16 protein-coding genes and 2 pseudogenes are annotated in these 19,802 nt (G+C 66.3%); 12 read left to right on the top strand and 6 right to left on the bottom strand.

Annotated features, from left to right (window positions below):
* Positions 1 to 26: 26 nt before the first annotated feature.
* From QMO14_RS10430 to QMO14_RS10450, 5 genes are all read right to left on the bottom strand, one after another.
* The gene (locus tag QMO14_RS10430) at positions 27 to 2,618 is read right to left on the bottom strand and encodes a bifunctional aconitate hydratase 2/2-methylisocitrate dehydratase (RefSeq protein WP_301506771.1); all 2,592 of its coding nucleotides are present in this window, start codon (positions 2,616 to 2,618) and stop codon (positions 27 to 29) included.
* A gap of 87 nt (positions 2,619 to 2,705) precedes the next feature.
* On the bottom strand, positions 2,706 to 3,263 hold the full coding sequence (locus QMO14_RS10435; protein ID WP_301506773.1) for a hypothetical protein: 558 nt from the start codon (positions 3,261 to 3,263) through the stop codon (positions 2,706 to 2,708).
* Positions 3,264 to 3,301: 38 nt separating this feature from the next.
* Positions 3,302 to 4,300 (bottom strand): CoA ester lyase, encoded by a 999-nt coding sequence (locus QMO14_RS10440; RefSeq protein WP_301506775.1) that lies wholly within the window; start codon positions 4,298 to 4,300, stop codon positions 3,302 to 3,304.
* Complete coding sequence (gene tam, locus QMO14_RS10445; protein WP_301506777.1) at positions 4,297 to 5,097, bottom strand: trans-aconitate 2-methyltransferase; 801 nt, start codon at positions 5,095 to 5,097, stop codon at positions 4,297 to 4,299. Before tam ends, QMO14_RS10440 begins: the two co-directional genes overlap by 4 nt.
* Positions 5,098 to 5,113: 16 nt before the next feature.
* Positions 5,114 to 6,100, bottom strand: coding sequence for a malate dehydrogenase (locus QMO14_RS10450; protein ID WP_301506779.1), 987 nt, complete (start codon positions 6,098 to 6,100; stop codon positions 5,114 to 5,116).
* Between the two features lie 186 nt (positions 6,101 to 6,286).
* On the opposite strand from QMO14_RS10450, the gene QMO14_RS10455 reads away from it, so the two are divergent.
* From QMO14_RS10455 to gltA, 7 genes are all read left to right on the top strand, one after another.
* Positions 6,287 to 7,045 carry a GntR family transcriptional regulator gene (locus QMO14_RS10455; RefSeq protein WP_301506781.1) on the top strand — a complete coding sequence of 253 codons (759 nt, stop codon included), beginning with the start codon at positions 6,287 to 6,289 and terminating at the stop codon, positions 7,043 to 7,045.
* Between the two features lie 243 nt (positions 7,046 to 7,288).
* Entirely contained in the window at positions 7,289 to 7,735 is a 447-nt protein-coding gene (gene sdhC, locus QMO14_RS10460; protein ID WP_301506783.1) for a succinate dehydrogenase, cytochrome b556 subunit, read from the top strand.
* A 13-nt stretch (positions 7,736 to 7,748) separates the two neighbouring features.
* Complete coding sequence (gene sdhD / locus QMO14_RS10465; protein ID WP_301506785.1) at positions 7,749 to 8,114, top strand: succinate dehydrogenase, hydrophobic membrane anchor protein; 366 nt, start codon at positions 7,749 to 7,751, stop codon at positions 8,112 to 8,114.
* 6 nt (positions 8,115 to 8,120) lie between these two features.
* Positions 8,121 to 9,929, top strand: a complete 1,809-nt coding sequence (gene sdhA / locus QMO14_RS10470) for a succinate dehydrogenase flavoprotein subunit (RefSeq protein ID WP_301506787.1) — start codon at positions 8,121 to 8,123, stop codon at positions 9,927 to 9,929.
* 16 nt (positions 9,930 to 9,945) lie between these two features.
* Entirely contained in the window at positions 9,946 to 10,647 is a 702-nt protein-coding gene (locus tag QMO14_RS10475; protein WP_093049529.1) for a succinate dehydrogenase iron-sulfur subunit, read from the top strand.
* A 34-nt stretch (positions 10,648 to 10,681) separates the two neighbouring features.
* Complete coding sequence (locus QMO14_RS10480) at positions 10,682 to 10,996, top strand: succinate dehydrogenase assembly factor 2 (protein ID WP_301506792.1); 315 nt, start codon at positions 10,682 to 10,684, stop codon at positions 10,994 to 10,996.
* Between the two features lie 24 nt (positions 10,997 to 11,020).
* Complete coding sequence (gene gltA, locus QMO14_RS10485) at positions 11,021 to 12,331, top strand: citrate synthase (RefSeq protein WP_301506794.1); 1,311 nt, start codon at positions 11,021 to 11,023, stop codon at positions 12,329 to 12,331.
* A gap of 89 nt (positions 12,332 to 12,420) precedes the next feature.
* On the opposite strand, the gene QMO14_RS10490 is transcribed toward gltA, so the two are convergent.
* Positions 12,421 to 16,401, bottom strand: coding sequence for an autotransporter outer membrane beta-barrel domain-containing protein (locus QMO14_RS10490; RefSeq protein ID WP_301506796.1), 3,981 nt, complete (start codon positions 16,399 to 16,401; stop codon positions 12,421 to 12,423).
* Positions 16,402 to 16,685: 284 nt separating this feature from the next.
* On the opposite strand from QMO14_RS10490, the gene QMO14_RS10495 reads away from it, so the two are divergent.
* From QMO14_RS10495 to QMO14_RS10515, 5 genes and pseudogenes are all read left to right on the top strand, one after another.
* Complete coding sequence (locus QMO14_RS10495; protein WP_301506799.1) at positions 16,686 to 17,630, top strand: LysR substrate-binding domain-containing protein; 945 nt, start codon at positions 16,686 to 16,688, stop codon at positions 17,628 to 17,630.
* Between the two features lie 51 nt (positions 17,631 to 17,681).
* Positions 17,682 to 18,308, top strand: a pseudogene (locus QMO14_RS10500) (aconitase family protein); the annotation flags it as partial.
* 1 nt (position 18,309) lies between these two features.
* Positions 18,310 to 18,549: pseudogene (locus tag QMO14_RS10505) on the top strand (hypothetical protein); the annotation flags it as partial.
* 361 nt (positions 18,550 to 18,910) lie between these two features.
* Complete coding sequence (locus QMO14_RS10510) at positions 18,911 to 19,156, top strand: hypothetical protein (RefSeq protein WP_301506800.1); 246 nt, start codon at positions 18,911 to 18,913, stop codon at positions 19,154 to 19,156.
* 207 nt (positions 19,157 to 19,363) lie between these two features.
* Positions 19,364 to 19,738, top strand: coding sequence for a response regulator transcription factor (locus QMO14_RS10515; protein WP_301506802.1), 375 nt, complete (start codon positions 19,364 to 19,366; stop codon positions 19,736 to 19,738).
* Positions 19,739 to 19,802 lie beyond the last annotated feature (64 nt).

Consider the following 19,802-nt stretch of genomic DNA (forward strand, 5'->3'; position numbering starts at 1 on the left):
ATGAGGTGATCAGGAGGCAGTTGCGATCAGGCCGCGACCGTATCCGCCACGCCCTTGTAGTCCTCGATCTTGTCGAAGTTCAGGTACTGGTAGATCTTGTCGCCGTTGCTGTTGATCACGCCGATGTCGGCCATGTATTCCTCGCGCGTCGGGATGCGGCCGAGCTTCGAGCAGATGGAGGCCAGTTCCGCCGAGCCCAGGTACACGTTGGTGTTCTTGCCCAGGCGGTTCGGGAAGTTGCGGGTGCTGGTCGACATGACGGTGGCGCCTTCGCGCACCTGGGCCTGGTTGCCCATGCACAGCGAGCAGCCCGGCATTTCGGTGCGGGCGCCGGCATTGCCGAACACGCCGTAGTGGCCTTCTTCGGTGAGCTGCTGCGCGTCCATCTTGGTCGGCGGCGCGATCCACAGCTTGACCGGGATGTCGCGCTTGCCTTCGAGCAGCTTCGACGCGGCGCGGAAGTGGCCGATGTTGGTCATGCACGAGCCGATGAACACTTCGTCGATCTTGGCGCCGGCCACGTCCGACAGCGTCTTCACGTCGTCGGGGTCGTTCGGGCAGGCCACGATCGGCTCGTGGATGTCGGCCAGGTCGATCTCGATGACGGCCGCGTAGTCGGCGTCGTCGTCGCCCTTGAGCAGCTGCGGGTCCTTCAGCCAGGCTTCCTGGGCGGCGATGCGGCGCTGCAGCGTGCGTGCGTCGGCATAGCCCTCGGCGATCATCCACTTCATCAGCGTGATGTTGCTGTTGATGTACTCGATGATCGGTTCCTTGTTCAGGTGCACCGTGCAGCCGGCGGCCGAGCGTTCGGCCGAGGCGTCGCTCAGTTCGAAGGCCTGTTCCACCTTCAGGTCGGGCAGGCCCTCGATTTCGAGGATGCGGCCCGAGAAGATGTTCTTCTTGCCCTTCTTCTCGACCGTCAGCAGGCCGGACTTGATGGCGTACAGCGGAATCGCGTTGACCAGGTCGCGCAGCGTGACGCCGGGCTGCATCTTGCCCTTGAAGCGCACGAGCACCGATTCAGGCATGTCCAGCGGCATCACGCCGGTGGCGGCTGCGAAGGCCACGAGGCCCGAACCGGCCGGGAAGCTGATGCCGATGGGGAAGCGGGTGTGGCTGTCGCCGCCGGTGCCCACGGTATCGGGCGTCAGCAGGCGGTTGAGCCACGAGTGGATCACGCCGTCGCCCGGACGCAGCGAGACGCCGCCGCGGGTGCTGATGAAGTCGGGCAGCTCGTGGTGCATCTTCACGTCCACCTTCTTCGGATAGGCGGCGGTGTGGCAGAACGACTGCATCACGAGGTCGGCCGAGAAGCCCAGGCAAGCCAGGTCCTTCAGCTCGTCGCGCGTCATCGGGCCGGTGGTGTCCTGCGAACCGACCGAGGTCATCTTGGGTTCGCAGTACGTGCCCGGGCGCACGCCCTGGCCTTCGGGCAGGCCGCAGGCGCGGCCGACCATCTTCTGTGCGAGCGAGAAGCCCTTCTTGGTGTCGACCGGGCTTTGCGGCAAGCGGAACTGCGTCGAGGCGGGCAGGCCCAGCGCTTCGCGTGCCTTGGTGGTGAGGCCGCGGCCGATGATCAGCGGAATGCGGCCGCCGGCGCGCACTTCGTCGAACAGCACGTCGCTCTTGACCGTGAACTCGGCGATGACCTTGCCGTCCTTCAGCGCCTTGCCTTCATAGGGGCGCAGCTCGACGACGTCGCCGGTCTCCATCTGGCTCACGTCGAGCTCGATGGGCAGCGCGCCGGCGTCTTCCATGGTGTTGTAGAAGATCGGGGCGATCTTCGTGCCCAGGCACACGCCACCGAAGCGCTTGTTGGGGATGAAGGGGATGTCTTCGCCCGTGAACCACAGCACCGAGTTGGTGGCCGACTTGCGGCTGGAGCCAGTGCCGACCACGTCGCCCACGTAGGCGACCTGGTGGCCCTTTTCCTTGAGCGACTCGATGAACTTGACCGGGCCGCGCTTGCCGTCTTCCTCGGGCTGGAACGCGGTGCCTTCACGCTTGTTCTTGAGCATGGCCAGCGCGTGCATCGGGATGTCGGGGCGCGTGGTGGCGTCGGGCGCGGGCGAGAGGTCGTCGGTGTTGGTTTCGCCGGGAACCTTGAAGACCGTGATGGTCAGGCTCTGCGGCACTTCGGGGCGGCTGGTGAACCACTCGGCATCGGCCCAGCTCTGCAGCACGCCCTTGGCGTTGGTGTTGCCCTTGTCGGCCTTTTCCTTGACGTCGTGGAACTGGTCGAACATCAGCAGGGTTTTCTTGAGGCCCTCTGCCGCCACGGTGCCGACTTCGGCATCGTCGAGCAGATCGATCAGGGGGCTGATGTTGTAGCCGCCGAGCATGGTGCCGAGAAGTTCGGTGGCGCGGGCGCGCGAGATGAACGCGCTCTTCTCGGTGCCGTGGGCCACGGCCGCGAGGTAGCTCGCCTTGACCTTGGCGGCGTCGTCGACGCCGGCAGGCACGCGGTGGGTCAGCAGGTCGAGCAGGAAGGCGCCGTCCTTGGGCGTAGCGCTCTTGAGGAGCTCGATCGCTTCAGAGGTCTGCTTCGCGCTCAGGGGCAGCGGCGGGATACCGAGCGCGGCGCGTTCGGCAACATGGTCAACGTAGGCTTGCAACATCTTCTTTTCTCCGGAAACTGGGCTGGCGGGCATGCGGGGCGGCTCCCACGGTCAAGCAAGAGCCGCGCCGCACGCCCGTAGGGGCGCTTACTTCTTCTCGCCGTCGGCACCGTCGAACAGGGCCTTGGGCGGGTTCTTCTTCATCTCGGCGGCGAACGCGATCTGGGCTTCGGTCTGGCATTCGTCGGCGATGCGCAGGCCGGCCTTCTGGTTCATCAGCATCGACTTGTTGCCGAGCTGGAGCCACATGGCGCCGGCGCGCGGGTCTTCGAGGCGGATGGCACCGGTGCGGCTTTCGACCGGGTGCATGCGGTACTTGGCGCCCTTGGTGCTGACGGTGAAGAAGCCGGGCTTCTTCTCGTCGGCCGTGACGGTCACGTCGGCGCCGAGTTCGCACTGGGCCTTGCCGAGCGACACGCGCTTGGCAACTTCGAGGTCGGCGTCGGTGAGGACGATGTTGGTGTCGTCGCCGATCGGCGTGACTTCTTCCACCGCCTTGGCGGCCTTGCGGGTGACCTGGCGCTTCGGGGGGGCCTTCTTCTTCGCCTCGGCCTTGGCCGCGGGCTTGGCCGGCGTCGTGCTCTGTGCCACGGCCGCGAACGGCAGGGCCAGGGCGACGGCGGCGATCAGGGCAATTTTCTTCATGTGTGGGTTTCCTTGAGGCTGGGTTCGAAGGTTTCGTTTCAGGAGGCCGCGAATGCAAACCAGGCTTTCGCCTCGGAAGGCAACGCGCGCCCTGTTGCGTGGGCGCGCGTCAGAACCTGCCAGAAATGGCGGTAGCTCGCGCGGTCGTGCAATGTGCCATCAATTTGTGTCGGAGCCCAATCCGCGGCGGCCGCCTTTACAAGGATTTTTGTGGCAATTTGAATCTGCGACTCGTCCGGCGCGAAGGCTTCCAGGATCGGGCGGATCTGGTTCGGATGGATGCTCCACATGCGCGTGTAGCCGAATTCGGCGGCCGCCTTGCGAGCCGCCGTGCGCATGGCGCCAGTGTCGTTGAACTCGGTGACCACGCAGTGAGATGGCACCTTGCCGTAGGCGTGTGCCGCCGACGCGATGGCCAGCTTGGCGCGCACCACCAGCGGATGGCTGAACTGCCCTGCCGCGCCCATGCCTTCGGCCGGAATGGCGCCGGCATGCGCCGAGACGAAATCCATCAGGCCGAAGCTCAGCGACTGCACGCGCGGATGGGCGGCAATCTCGAAGGCGTTGTGCACCGCCAGCGGCGATTCGATCAGCACGTGCAGCGGCAGCGCGCCGGCATCGGCCGCGTCGAGGGCTGCAACGGCCTGATGCACATCGGCCGCCGATTCGACCTTGGGCACCATCAGGTGGCTCAACCGCGAACCGGCGCGGCCGGCGATGGTGACAACGTCACCCGCGAAAGCCGGATGGTCGACGGGATGCACGCGCACGCCGACGCGCATGCCGGGCTTCGCGGCCAGCGCGAGCTCGGTGACGAGCGCGGCATGGTCGGCCTCGCCGCCCACGGGAGCGCCGTCCTCGCAGTCGAGGGTGACGTCGAACACGCAGGCGCCGAACTCCTCGGCCATCTCGGCCTGGAGCGCGAGGCTCTTCTTCATGCGCGCCTCGACGCCGCTGTAGTGGTCGCAAACCGGCAGCGCCACCGCGCCGGCCTGCGCGCCGAGCAGCACTTCAGCGGGGTGGGCCGACTTCGTCATGCCTTGTCGCTCTTTCCGCTCTTCTGCGCGACGATGAACATGCGCGGGAAGGCCAGCAGCCGCTTGCCGTCGGTGCGCACCGGATACGCCTCGTCGACCCGGCGCTGGTATTCGGCGAGGTAGCTCGCCTGCAGGTCGGGCGACAGGCGGTCGACGAAGGGCTTCAGGCCGGTGCCGCGCACCCATTCGACGATAGAAGCCGCGTCGGCCATGCGATGCTGGTAGATGGTGTGCCAGACATCGACATGCGCGGCGCTCGGCGCCAGCAGGTCGTAGTAGCCACGCAGGTCGAGCAGCAGCGTGCGCAGCCTGTCGGCATCGCCGATGGGCTCGGCCCACGGCGCCTCGGCGGCCAGCGCGCGCATCAGGCGGTGCGTGGGCTCCTGGCGGTTGTCGGGCATCTGGATGGCGAGCACGCCACCCGGCGCCAATGCGTCGAACAGGCGCGGGATCAGCTTTTCGTGATCGGGCACCCACTGCAGGGACGCGTTGGCATAGATGAGGTCGGGCGCTTCTTCTTTCGATCGCGGCGCCCAGGTCGCGATGTCGCTCAACTCGAAGCGCGCCTGCGGCAGGCGCTCGCGCGCGCTGACCAGCATCGCTTCGGAGTTGTCGGTCCCGATGACCTGCGCCTTCGGGAACCGGTTGACCAGCAGCTCGGTGGAATTGCCCGGGCCGCAGCCGAGGTCGACCACGCGGGCCGCTTCGGTCAGCGGCGCCCGCGCAAGGAGCTCCTGCGCGGGACGGGTGCGCTCGTCCTCGTAGCGACGGTAGAGCGCGGGGTTCCAGTCGAGCATGCTGGTCGGCGGTGGCTTACAGCAGGTGGGCGACGCCGGCGCGTTCGCCCTCGAGCTCTTCCAGCGTCTTGTTGATGCGTTCCTGGCTGAATGCATCGATCTCGAGGCCTTCGACCAGCTTGTACTCGCCGTTCTCGCAGGTGACGGGGAAGCCGAACATCACGTCCTTCGGAATGCCGTACTGGCCGTCCGACGGGATACCCATGGTGACCCACTTGCCGTTGGTGCCCAGGGCCCAGTCGCGCATGTGGTCGATGGCGGCGTTGGCGGCCGAGGCGGCCGACGACAGGCCGCGTGCTTCGATGATGGCCGCGCCGCGCTTGCCGACGGTCGGCAGGAACACGTTGGCGTTCCATTCCTGGTCGTTGATCATCTTGGCGACGCTTTCGCCGTTGATGGTGGCGAAACGGTAGTCGGCGTACATCGTGGGCGAGTGGTTGCCCCACACGGTGAGCTTTTCGATGTCGGCCACGGCCTTGCCGGTCTTGGCGGCGATCTGGCTGGCGGCGCGGTTGTGGTCCAGGCGCAGCATCGCGGTGAAGTTCTTGCGCGGCAGGTCGGGCGCGCTCTTCATGGCGATGTAGGCGTTGGTGTTGGCCGGGTTGCCGACCACCAGCACCTTGACGTTGCGGCTGGCGACGGCGTTCAGGGCCTTGCCTTGCGCCGTGAAGATGGCGCCGTTGACGGCCAGCAGTTCGGCACGTTCCATGCCGGGGCCGCGGGGGCGCGAACCGACCAGCAGTGCGTAGTCGGCGTCCTTGAAGGCGGTCATCGGGTCGCCGTGGGCTTCCATGCCGGCCAGCAGCGGGAACGCGCAGTCGTCGAGTTCCATCATCACGCCCTTGAGCGCCTTCTGGGCCTTCTCGTCGGGGATCTCGAGCAGTTGCAGGATGACCGGCTGGTCTTTGCCGAGCATTTCACCGGAGGCGATACGGAACAGCAGGGCGTAACCGATTTGACCGGCGGCACCGGTGACGGCAACGCGGACGGGCTTTTTGCTCATGGGAAGACTCCAGAAGGTAATGAAACAGTGTCGGCGCTCTCGTGGGGCGCCAGGGGTTCTGCGGGGTGAAGTACACCTTCCCGCAGCGCGGGACCGGCCGCATTTTAAGCCGATTCAATGAGCCTCGTCTTATGTCTTATATAAGATATCCTCAGAGGGTCCGCCAAGGCGCACCCCACCGCTGCCATGAACACGCCCACCCCATTCGACGAGCCCGCGACGCCGTCCTTCAGTCCGCTCTACCAGCAGATCAAGACCCTGATCCTGCAGAGCCTGCAGGCGGGCGAGTGGAAGCCGGGCGAACCCATCCCGAGCGAGATGGACCTGGCCGTGCGCTACCGCGTGAGCCAGGGCACGGTGCGCAAGGCCATCGACGAGCTCTCCGCCGAGAATTTGGTGGTGCGCCGCCAGGGCAAGGGCACCTTCGTCGCCACGCATGCCGAGCAGCATGTGCAGTACCGCTTCCTCAAGCTGGTGCCCGACGAAGGCGACCCGAGCACCGAAGGCCCGGCCGTACGCACCATCGTCGACTGCAAGCGCCAGCGCGCATCGGCCGACGTGGCGCGCGCACTCGGCCTGCGCACCGCCGACGCCGTGCTGCAGGTGCGCCGCGTACTTGCCTATGGCGGCGTACCCACCATCCTCGAAGACCTCTGGCTGCCCGGCGCGCCATTCAAGGGACTCACCGCGGAACGGCTGCGTGCATGGCCCGGTCCGATGTACGCGCTCTTCGAGACCGAGTTCGGCGTGCGCATGGTGCGCGCCGAAGAAAAAATCCGTGCCGTGCTGCCCGATGCCGAACAGGCCGCGCTGCTCGACGTGCCCCCGCAGATGCCCCTGCTGAGCGTGGAACGCGTGGCGCACACCTACCATGACACGCCGATGGAACTGCGCCGCGGTCTCTATCGCACCGATACGCACCACTACAGGAACCAGCTGGGCTGACCGCGATGCAGATGAGGGCCGATTACAGGCGCGCCGACGCGCGCATGCAGCGTGCGCATTGCGCTACGAAGTCAATAGCATCCGACTGCAACGGTGCAGTGACTCGCACGCGTCCGCAGCGCGATGGTGCATTGCAATAGAATTTTGCGTTGTTTGCACTTCCCCATAAGAAACAAAAGCGTTCGCTCTCAGAACAAGCAACAAGCCAACAAGTCACAAAAAGCCACGAAAGCCCATCCCCCAATGACAGAGCTTGCTACTCCTCCCCGGCCCAAGCGTCGCGAATTCCGCAACATCAACGCCTTCACCGACCTTACGACCTACCGGCTTCCGCCAGCGGGCATCGTGTCGATCCTGCACCGCGTCAGCGGTGTGCTGATGTTCCTGCTGATGCCGTTCATCATCTGGATGTTCGACACCTCGCTGTCCTCCGACTATTCGTTCGCCCGCTTCAAGGCCGCCTTCAACAGCGGCCTTGGCTTTGTTCCGGGGTGGTTCTTCAAGCTCGTGGCGCTCGCGCTCATCTGGGCCTACCTGCACCACTTCATCGCCGGCCTGCGCCACCTCTGGATGGACGTGAGCCACTCCGCCGTGAACAAGGAGTTCGGCAACAGCTCCGCCATCTTCACGCTGGCCGCGAGCATCATCCTCACGCTGGTGCTCGGCGCCAAGCTGTTCGGCCTGTACTGAGAAGGAGCCAACCATGTCTGTGAATTACGGCTCCAAGCGCGTCGTCGTCGGCGCCCACTACGGTCTGCGCGACTGGCTCGGCCAGCGCATCACGGGTTGCCTGATGGCGCTCTTCACGATCATCCTGCTCGCGCAGCTGGTCTTCACCCGCGGCCCCATCGGCTACGACCTGTGGGCCGGCATCTTCGCCGCGCAGTGGATGAAGGTCCTGACCTTCTCCGTGATCGTCGCCCTGCTTTACCACGTCTGGGTCGGCATGCGCGACGTGTGGATGGACTATGTCCAGCCCGTCGCCATCCGTCTCGTGCTGCAAGTTTTCACCATCGTCTGGCTTGTCGGTTGTGCGGGTTGGGCCATTCAAGTGCTTTGGAAGATCTGACCCACCATGACCTACACAAAAGAAAAAATCACCAAGCGCAAGTTCGACGTCGTGATCGTCGGTGCCGGCGGCTCCGGCATGCGCGCCTCGCTGCAACTCGCACGTGCCGGCCTCAACGTGGCCGTGCTCTCCAAGGTGTTCCCGACCCGCTCGCACACCGTCGCCGCGCAAGGCGGCGTGGGCGCCTCGCTGGGCAACATGAGCGAGGACAACTGGCACTACCACTTCTACGACACGATCAAGGGCTCCGACTGGCTCGGTGACCAGGATGCGATCGAGTTCATGTGCCGTGAAGCCCCGAAGGTCGTGTACGAGCTCGAGCACTTCGGCATGCCCTTCGACCGCAACCCCGACGGCACCATCTACCAGCGTCCGTTCGGCGGCCACACCGCCAACTACGGCGAGAAGCCCGTGCAGCGCGCCTGCGCCGCGGCCGACCGTACCGGCCACGCGATGCTGCACACGCTCTACCAGAAGAACGTCGAAGCCCGCACCCAGTTCTTCGTCGAATGGATGGCGCTCGACCTCATCCGTGACGAAGAAGGCGACGTGGTCGGCGTGACCGCGCTCGAAATGGAAACCGGCGACCTGCACATCCTGCAGGCCAAGACCGTGCTGCTGGCCACCGGCGGCGCGGGCCGCATCTTCCAGGCTTCCACCAACGCCTTCATCAACACCGGCGACGGCCTCGGCATGGCTGCACGCTCGGGCATCCCGCTGCAGGACATGGAGTTCTGGCAGTTCCACCCGACCGGCGTGGCCGGCGCGGGCGTGCTGCTCACCGAAGGCTGCCGCGGCGAAGGCGCGATCCTGCTGAACAGCAACGGCGAACGCTTCATGGAGCGCTATGCGCCCACGCTGAAGGACCTGGCGCCGCGCGACTTCGTGTCGCGCTCGATGGACCAGGAAATCAAGGAAGGCCGAGGCTGCGGTCCCAACAAGGACTACGTGCTGCTCAAGCTCGACCACCTTGGCGCGGACACCATCCACAAGCGCCTGCCTTCGGTGTACGAGATCGGCGTCAACTTCGCCAACGTCGACATCACGAAGGAACCCATTCCCGTCGTGCCTACCATCCATTACCAGATGGGTGGCATCCCCACCAACATCCACGGCCAGGTCGTCATCCAGAAGGGCGAGGACAACAGCGCCGTCGTGAACGGCCTCTACGCCGTAGGCGAATGCTCCTGCGTGAGCGTGCACGGCGCCAACCGCCTGGGCACCAACTCGCTGCTCGACCTGCTGGTGTTCGGCCGCGCGGCCGGCAACCACATCGTCGAGTTCAACGACAAGCTCAAGGAACACAAGCCCCTGCCCAACGATGCGGCCGACCGCACGCTGGAGCGCCTGAACCGCCTCGAAGCCACCACCGGCGGCGAGTACGCGCAGGACGTGGCCGGCGAGATCCGCGCCGTCATGCAGCAGCATGCCGCCGTGTTCCGCAAGCAGGCCTCGATGGACGAAGGCGTCACCAAGATCGCCGCCGTGCGCGAGCGCGTCAAGGCCATCGGCCTGAAGGACAAGTCGAAGGTGTTCAACACCGCCCGCATCGAAGCGCTGGAAGTCGACAACCTGATCGAAGTGGCGCAGGCCACCATGGTTTCCGCAGCAGCCCGCAAGGAATGCCGCGGCGCCCACACCGTGGAGGACTACGAGCGTCCGGCCGACGATCCTGTCGCGCCGCTCGGCCGCGACGACGCCAACTGGATGAAGCACACGCTCTGGTACAGCGAGGACAACCGCCTGTCGTACAAGCCGGTCAAGCTTCAGCCCCTGACGGTCGCCTCGGTGCCCCCGAAGGTCCGGACATTCTAAAAATTAGGAACATACGATGAAGCGCACATTCCAGATCTATCGCTACGACCCGGACAAGGACGCCAAGCCCTACATGCAGACGGTCGAGATCGAACTCGACGGCCATGAGCGCATGCTGCTCGACGCGCTCATGAAGCTCAAGGCGCAGGACCCTACGCTGTCGTTCCGCCGCTCGTGCCGCGAAGGCGTCTGCGGCTCCGACGCGATGAACATCAACGGCAAGAACGGTCTGGCCTGCCTGACCAACATGAACACGCTCAAGGGCACCGTCGTGCTCAAGCCGCTGCCGGGCCTGCCCGTCATCCGCGACCTGATCGTGGACATGACCCAGTTCTTCAAGCAGTACAACTCGATCAAGCCGTACCTGCAGAACGACACCGTGCCGCCCGAGAAGGAACGCCTGCAGTCGCCCGAGGAGCGCGAGGAGCTCAACGGACTGTACGAGTGCATCCTGTGCGCGAGCTGCTCCACGAGCTGCCCGAGCTTCTGGTGGAACCCCGACAAGTTCGTGGGCCCCGCCGGCCTGCTGCAGGCCTACCGCTTCATCGCCGACAGCCGCGACGAAGCCACCGCCGAGCGCCTGGACAACCTGGAAGACCCCTACCGCCTGTTCCGCTGCCACACGATCATGAACTGCGTGGACGTGTGCCCGAAGAGCCTGAACCCGACCAAGGCCATCGGCAAGATCAAGGAATTGATGGTGCGCCGCGCCATCTGAGCCCCTCGGTCCAGCAGTTCTTCAGAAAGCAATCATGCAACCCGTCGCCGACTCCCAGGAGCTGCTCAGCGAACGCGCGCTGAGCAAGCTCAAGTGGCGCTGCCGGCGCGGGCTGCTCGAGAACGACCTGTTCATCGCCCGCTTCTTCGAGCGGCACGAATCCCGCATGACCGTGGGTCAGGCGGGAGCGATGGAGACATTGATGGACCTGTCGGACAACGATCTCCTCGACCTCCTTCTGCGCAGAAAGGAGCCCGAGCCCGCATGGGCCGGGGCCGAGGTGGTCGCATTGCTGCAGCTCATGCGCGCCGACGGCGCGCAGCGCCCTGCAATTTCTCCTTCGTCCTGAATCCACCTCTGAAAGTAAACCGAAATGAAAGCATCCGATACCAAGGCCACGCTGTCGTTCAGCAATGGCGGCGACAGCGTCGAACTGCCGATCTACAAGGGCACCGTCGGCCCCGACGTGATCGACATCCGCAAGCTGTATGCGCAGACCGGCATGTTCACGTACGACCCGGGCTTCATGTCGACCGCCGCCTGCCAGTCGGCCATCACGTACATCGATGGCGACAAGGGCGAGCTGCTGTACCGCGGCTACCCCATCGAGCAGCTCGCGACCAACTGCGACTTCCTCGAGACCTGCCACCTGCTGCTGTACGGTGAACTGCCGGACACGGCCAAGAAGGCCAACTTCACCAAGCTCGTGACCAACCACACGATGGTCAACGAGCAGATGCAGTTCTTCCTGCGCGGCTTCCGCCGCGACGCGCACCCGATGGCCATCATGACCGGCCTGGTGGGCGCCCTGTCGGCCTTCTATCACGACAGCACGGACATCAACAATCCCGAGCACCGAGAGATCGCCGCGATCCGCCTGATCGCGAAGATGCCCACGCTCGTGGCCATGGCGTACAAGTACACGATCGGCCAGCCGTACATGTACCCGAAGAACGACCTGAGCTACGCCGGCAACTTCCTGCACATGATGTTCGCCACGCCGTGCGAGGAGTACAAGGTGAACCCGGTGCTCGAGCGCGCGCTCGACCGCATCTTCATCCTGCACGCGGACCACGAGCAGAACGCCTCGACCTCGACGGTGCGCCTGTGCGGCTCGTCGGGCACGAACCCCTTCGCGGCCATCGCGGCCGGCGTGGCCTGCCTGTGGGGCCCCGCCCACGGCGGCGCCAACGAAGCAGCACTCAACATGCTGTACGACATCCAGAAGGAAGGCGGCGTCGAGAAGATCGGCGAGTTCATCAAGAAGGTCAAGGACAAGAACTCGAACGTCAAGCTGATGGGCTTCGGCCACCGCGTGTACAAGAACTACGACCCGCGCGCCAAGCTGATGCAGGAAACCTGCAACGAAGTGCTGACCGAGCTGGGCCTGGAAAACGACCCGCTGTTCAAGCTCGCCAAGGAACTGGAAAAGATCGCCCTGGAAGACGAGTACTTCGTGTCGCGCAAGCTCTACCCGAACGTCGACTTCTACTCGGGCATCGTGCAGCGCGCCATCGGCATTCCGGTGCCGCTGTTCACCGCGATCTTCGCGCTGGCCCGCACGGTCGGCTGGATCGCCCAGCTGAACGAAATGATCGGCGACCCCGAGTACAAGATCGGCCGCCCGCGCCAGTTGTTCGAAGGCTCGCCCAAGCGCGACGTGAAGCCGATCTCGGCTCGCTGATCGACTGGCTGATTGCCTCGCTCAATGAAAAAGCTGCCCTCGGGCAGCTTTTTTCGTTGTGGCGTCAGGCCTTCCGCATCAGCGTCGGGTCACCACTTCACGCGCACGCCCACCGAGCCGTTGATGCCGCTCTTCACCTTGGCATCGCCACCCGACGACCACAGCTTGCCGACTTCGCCATACAGGCTCGTCGACCCGCCCAGCGCCAGCGTGAAGCCGCCCGCGAGCTCGGTGCTCGTGCCGCCGGTCGGCGCGGCGATGTCGGTGGTGGTCGCGCCATTCACGAAGCGCGCGACGTCCGCGCCGCTCGATGTCCGGTAGATGTTGAAGCGCCCGTACGGCTGCAGCGTGCCGAGCCCCGTGGCGATCTCGCCCTTGACCCGCACGCCCGCACGCGCGATCCAGCCGCTGTCGGCCTGCGGCTGCGCGATCGCGCCGACGATGGCGGAGTTGCTCAGGTCCATGTGCTGATGGATCAGCTGCAGCTGCGGCTCGATGCTCCAGCCGCTGCCGCCCAGCGCGAAGGCCTGCCCCACCTCGATGGAGCCCAGCAGGCTGTTGCCCTTGCCGCTCGTGCCCTGGCTCGCCAGCGGCTCGACCGTGTAGCGGTGGCGGCCCGACTGGACCACCACGTCGGCATAGAAACCGCTGTCATTGCTGTAGGTGCCGTACACGCCCAGGTACTGGCTGCGCAGGTCGTTGCGGCCCACGCCCAGGTTCTGGATGCCGCTGGCGAAGCCGCGCACGCTGGCGTCGCCGTCGAGCTGGCCGACGTAGATGCCGGCACGCCAGTCCGGCATGGCCAGCAGGTCGGTGCCGGCCTGGAAGCCGGTGAGGCGCCCCTTGCTGCCCGGGGCGACCGCGCCGCCCTGCTGGATGTCGATGTCGGCGGAGAGCACGCGGGCCCAGGCGCGGCGGTTCGAGGCACTCGGTGCGGCCGCGCCGCCCTTGACGTCGTCGTCGCCCACGCGCTTACGCAGGTCGCCCAGCATCGCGAGGTTGCCCTGGCGCAGTTGGCTCGGCAGCGCGCCATAGAGAGACGCTTCGGCGCGGTAGGTGACGACCGGCACGGGCGCGCCGATCGCTCCGATGGCGCTCGAGCGCAGGTACCAGTTCTCGCCCGCGCCGTTGGCGTCAGCCGCGTACAGGCGGTACTCATAGGCACCGGCATCGACGTGGCCGTTGGCCAGGCTGAAGGCGTCCTTGGTGGTCTGCGCGGTCGTGGTGGCGCCGTTCTGCGCCGTGACCACCTCGATGCCGCTGCCGCTGGTGAGCGCCCCCAGGCCGCCGAGGTTGGCGATCTGCACAGTGGTCTTGCCGCTGGCCGTGCCGCCCTCGATCACCAGGCGGTCCGAAGGTCCGGTGCCGTTGAGCGCGGTTCCCAGCCGGAGCACGCCGCCGTTGCCGACGTAGGCGCCCGTCACCGTCAGCGTGGTACCCGCTGTCGTGCCCGCGAGCGAGACGGTGCCGCTGTTGGCCAGCGAGGCCACTGTCTGGCTGAAGCCTGCAAGGTCCAGCGTAGCGCCCGAGGCCACGCTGTGGGCGGAGACCGCGCTGAAGGTATTGGCGGCGCCCGCCTTGAGCGTGCCCTGCGCGACGTTGGTGGCGCCGGTGTAGTTGTTGGCGCCCGAAAGCGTCAGCGTGCCCGTGCCCTGCTTCGTGATGAAGCCGCCGCCGCTGATCGCGCCACTCAGGGTCGCGTTGAAGGCGCCGGTGTCGATGACCGGATCGGTGCTGCCGGTGAGCTGGATCGCGTTGGCGATCGTCAGCCCGTCGGCGCTGAAGCCCAGGGTGGTGTCGTCGTCCATCGACAGCGTGCCGGTGCCCAGCGCCTGGCTGTTGCCGAGGTTCAGGCGCCCCTGGCGCAGCGCGGTGCCGCCGGTATAGGTGTTCGCGCCCGAAAGCGTGAGCGTGCCGGTGCCCACCTTCACCAGCGAGCCACCGGCGCCCGAAATCACGCCCGAGACTTCGGTGCTGGCGTTCAGCCCGCCCGTGGTCAGCGCCTTGGCGCCGAGGATCACGTCGCCTGCACCTGAAAGCGAGCCGATGGAGATTCCCCCGGCGGTCAGCGAGCGGATGCGCAGGCGCCCGCCCGCGTTGTTGACCACCGTGGCCTGGCCGGCGCTCGCGCGGTCGAAGATGTCGATCAGGCCGCCGCTTTCGTTGACGAAGGTCGCCTGGCCCGCGCTGGCGTCGTCCAGCAGGTTGATCTGGCCGCCCGAGAAGTTGGTGATGCGCGCGCTGCCGGCCGTCGCGTTGGACCAGATGTTGGTCAGCCCGCCATGGTTCTCGATGACGGCGTTGCCCGCGGAGGCGTTGTCGCGAAACTCGGCCGCCGCGCCGTTGTTCATGACGAGACGGGCATTGCCTGCCGAGGCGGTGTCGCCGAAGCGGACGAAGCCGGCATTGCCGACTGCGCCGCGCTCGGCGGCGGTGATGGTCAGCCCGCTCGCGTCCGTGGCGCCGCTGAAGAGCAGCGAGGCATTGGCCGCCACCGAGACAGGGCCGCTGCCCAGCGCGCCTGTGGCGGCTGCATTGAGGCTGCCCGCCTCCACGGCCGTCCCGCCGACGTAGTTGTTGGCCGCACCGAGCACCAGCGTGCCGGCGCCGGTCTTGCGCAGGCTGCCCGGACCGGAGAGCGTGCCGTTGAGGGTCAGCGTGCGCACCAGGTCGACTTCGAAGGTCGTGCCGCCCGCCCCGAGGGTGATGGCGCGCGTGCCGGTGGTCGTGCCGGTGGAGCGCAACGTGCCGGCGTCGAGCGTGAGCCTGCCGGAGGAATTGCCGAGCGCGCTGTCGTCGGCAATGGCGAGCGTGCCGCCAAGCACCGTCCATGGCGTCAGTTCGGTGGTGGTGCCGGTCAGCGTCCAGGTGTTGGCGCCGATCTTCTCGTAGCGCTCGAAGCCGCGGTAGGTCGCTGCGCCGAGCGAGGTGGTGCCGTCGGTCGCCGCGCCCGCCAGGCGCAGCACGTTGCCGGTGCCGAATGCCGACAGGGTCCCGTCGATCACCGAACCGTTCTGCAGCTCGACCGAGTTGTCGCTGCCGGTGACGCGCACCGCGTCGCCGCGCGTGACGCCGTCACCGCCCATGCCACCTGTCAGGGTGCCGCTGTTGACGATGCTGTTCGCATTGCCGCGGATGCGCAGGCCTGCGCCTCCGATGCCGTTGGCGGCGCTGCTTCCGCCGGCACCGCCCGCGCCTCCCACCAGTGCCCCGGTATTGAGCATCGAGTTGCCGCTGGACTCCAGCGCCAGCCCGGCGCCGCCCTCGCCGCCGCCGCCCACCATGCCGCCGATGGTCGCCACGCCGCCATTCCCGCCGCTCCCGCCAATGGCCGTGCCGGTGTTGGTGACGGTGGCGCTGCCGCCTTGCAGCACGATGCCGTCTCCGCCGCCGCCGCCACCGCCGGCCCATTGGCCGATACCGCCGTTGCCGCCATTACCGCCGACGATGGCCAGGCCCGAGTTATTGACTACCACCGCATTGGCGGCGACACCCTGAAGGCCCGCGCCGCCACCACCGCCGCCGCCGGCCAGTCGCCCGCTTCCACCATCGCCGCCACCGCCCCCCACGAGCGTGGTTGCGCCCATCACTGTGATGGAGGTGCCGGAGGTGTACACGGCGGCGCCACCGCCACCGCCGCCGCCCGCGCCATAGGTCGGATCAGGGTCGGGGATGCCGCCGCTTCCCGGCGATCCTCCGACGGAGGCAGTAACGCCGGCCGCGCCCACCGCCCCTCCGATTCCGCCGGCACCAGCCGCTCCGTTGCCGCCGGCTCCGCCACTGCCCCCCGATGGAGACGATCCGTTGCTGGTGGGGTACATGCCGATGTTGCCGCCGCCGCCGCCAGTGCCATTTCCAGCACCGCCCCGCCCGCCAGTACCCCCGCCCGCGACGAATGCAGTACCACCACTGGCCTGCGCCCAGGCGCCCGCCGGCAGGCCAGCCAGGGCCAGCAGGCACACGGCCGCGGTGACCGAAGAAGCTTGCCGCCCGCGCCGATGCGACACCTCCGAAACGGCCACCCAGGCTCCCAGTGCAGCGTTCCATACGCTGCGATAAATCGTGTTCATGCCCCCGCCTCAGTAATGAATTGCAACCAAATAGGCCGAAATGTAACCAAATATCCAAAAGCGGGGCGAGGGTATCGTTTTCGTCGGCGCGCAGAAATCACCGGAACAGGTGATAGCCAAATCACTGACACGGCAACGTTGCAGGTCGATGCCGAGGTGTCCATCCCGGTCCACGCGTTGCCCGTCGCCACTTGGCACCAAGGCCATCTCGCATCACGATGCCTGGCACATAAAAACAGGGAGAAAATGGCTTCCTCATCGCCAAATGCGATGCCCGCAACCCCATGAGCACGTCAGAACGCAACTTCGCCCGCCGCATCGACCTCACGTCGCTGCAGCTGTTCGTCGCCGTGTGCGAGCTGGGCAGCATCGGGCGCGCGGCGGAGCGCGAGTTCATCGCGGCCTCGGCCATCAGCAAGCGGCTGTCAGACCTCGAGGCCACGCTCGGCACCACCCTGCTCTACCGCCATGCGCGCGGCGTCGACCTCACGCCCGCCGGCGAAAGCCTGCTGCACCACGCGCGCTCGGTGCTCTACAGCCTGGAGAAGATGCAGGGCGAGCTCAGCGAATACGCCGACGGAGTGCGCGGCCATGTGCGGGTGCACGCCAACATCTCGGCGATCGTGCAGTTCCTTCCGGAAGACCTGGGCGTGTTCACTCGCGCCCACGAGGCCATCAAGATCGACCTCGAAGAGCACCTCAGCAGCGAGGTGATCCGCGCGGTGCAGGAAGGCGCGGCCGACCTCGGCGTGTGCCACGTGGCCGGCGGCGCGGGCGAGCTTCAGAGCCTGCCGTACCGGCATGACCGGTTGGCGCTGATCGTGCCCACGGAGCATGCGCTGGCGGCCGAGGGCAGCATCGACTTCGTCGATTCGCTCGACTTCGACCACGTCGGCCTGCACACCAACAGCTCGATCTACGTCGCGATGCACGAGGCCGCGCTCGACGCCGGCCGCAGCATCAAGCTGCGCATCCACGTGACGGGCCTCGACGCCATGTGCCGGATGATCGAGAACGGCCTGGGCATCGGCGTGATGCCGCAGCGGGCCTTCGAGCTCATGCGCAACGGCATCGGCCACGGCCTCGTGAGCATCCCGCTCGACGACGCCTGGGCCGCGCGCGAGATCAGGCTGGTGGCACGAGATTTCTCCACCCTGCCCGTGGCGGCGCGCTCGCTGGTGAATCACCTGCACGCGGCCGCGGATGCCGGCGAGCAACTCGCTGCCTAGGCCGCGACAACAGACAATTCCATTTCCCCACGAAAGACAGAAGAGACCGACATGGCACGCACGCTCTACGACAAGATCTGGGACGAACACGTCGTCCATACCGAGGAAGACGGCACCGCGATCCTCTACATCGACCGCCACCTGGTGCATGAAGTGACCAGCCCCCAGGCCTTCGAAGGCCTGCGCGAAGCGGGCCGCAAGCTGTGGCGCATCAGTTCGGTGGTGGCCACCGCCGACCACAACACGCCCACCACGGGCTGGGAGCGCGGCTACGAAGGCATTGCCGATCCGACCAGCAAGGAACAGGTCACCACGCTCGACCACAACATCGCCGAGTTCGGCGCGGCCGCGTTCTTCCCCTTCCTGAGCAAGCGCCAGGGCATCGTGCACGTGATCGGCCCCGAGTCGGGCGCGACGCTGCCGGGCATGACTGTCGTCTGCGGCGACTCGCACACCTCCACGCACGGCGCCTTCGGCGCGCTGGCGCACGGCATCGGCACCAGCGAGGTCGAGCACGTCATGGCCACGCAGACGCTGCTGGGCAAGAAGGCCAAGAACATGCTTGTGAAGGTCGATGGCAAGCTGCCGCTCGGCTGTACCGCCAAGGACATCGTGCTGGCCATCATCGGCAAGATCGGCACGGCGGGCGGTACGGGCTACACCATCGAATTCGCGGGCTCTTCGCAACGGCCATGGCGCGACCACGGCCGCGGCATTCTCCGCACGCGCGCGGCCGGGCCTGGGAGTGTCGATTCCTGTGAGTTGGGACGACCTTCCCAAGCTGAAGAGCGGCGCACAGTGGACCGTGCGCACCGCGCGCGAGCACCTGTCTTTCCAAACGTCAGACCCGTGGGCCGGGTATTGGAAGACGCGCCAGCCGCTGGCTGAGGCAATGAAGCTGTTGGGGTACAAGCGGTGACAGGCATCCGACTGCCAGGAGAGCGCGCTATGCCAATGGACAGCCTTGGAGTTCGCCAGCGTTTGCGGCGGAAGGCCGAGCGTCCCTGCGCACTTTCACGCTGGAAGGCACGGTAGCGCGCCTTGGTCCGATTTTTCACATAGCCCGAACGGGCAATTCAAGGATTTTTTGCCATGCCCGAAGCTGATTCAAGCATTCCCCTTCCCGCCGCACCCGAGTCAAACCGAGCGGTCCTGCAGGCACTCGCAGAGCGAGTGGGCCTCCTCGTGCCTGGAGCATCGCTCTCGCATCAACAGATCGCCTTCGCCGAAGGCGTTGTCGACTTGATGAAGCAAGGTCGTATCGGCGGGGGCCAGCCCACATGAAACTGTCTCACCTCGCGCTCACGGTCATTGAAGATCCCGACCACAGCGACCAATACCACTGGCTACTGCTCGAAGCCACTGGCCACGAGGTCGACCAGCTTAGAGAATTCGCGGCCTCTGAGGAAGGCTATGCCACGGCACAAGCAGCCTTCGATGCCGGCGCACTGCGATGGCGAGCGGCAATGTCGAATGAGGATGAGGACGCCGATCCGGTTGGTGACGGTGGTATCGAGCTCGAGTGAGTGAACTTCGGGGAAGGGTCAAGAAAAGGCCCAGCACGCAGGCTGGGCCCAACCCTTTCAATTCACCATCCGGGAAAGGGGTTGATCGAAGTTTTGCGCGACCAGCTGCCACGGACCCTACGCGCGCACGTCACCACCCATGTCGGATGACTGCGCGCTGATGCGTGCTCCTACAAAGGCTCCTGTACTGAGCCCTATGTTCCGTGGATGGTCCTGCACGCCCTCCTCGTCGAAGACAACCGCCTGATCCGCGAAAACCTGATTCCTACGCTTGAAGCGCTGTCGCAGGCTCGCATAGAGGGCGTGGCTGAAACGGAAGCGGAGGCAATCGCTTGGCTCGAGTCGCACGATGGGTGGGACGTCGCCGTCGTAGACCTTTTCTTGCGCGAAGGCTCAGGCCTGAACGTCATCGCCTGGTGCAGCACTAGGAAACCCAATCAGCGCGTTGTCATCTTCTCAAATTACGCCACGGAGGAGGTCCGGCGCCGCGCTCTGATGCTGGGCGCTGACGCCGTGTTCGACAAGTCCACTGATGTAGACAGCCTCCTGGATTTCCTGGAGCGACTTTCCCCTCCCAGCTAGAGATTGGGACTGATGCCTTTGGTAAGCGCCGCACGCCCTTCCGGTGTGATGCGAAGGACTACCA

Origin of the sequence: Variovorax sp. CAN15 (genome assembly GCF_030462475.1) — a bacterium.
Taxonomy (GTDB): domain Bacteria; phylum Pseudomonadota; class Gammaproteobacteria; order Burkholderiales; family Burkholderiaceae_C; genus Variovorax.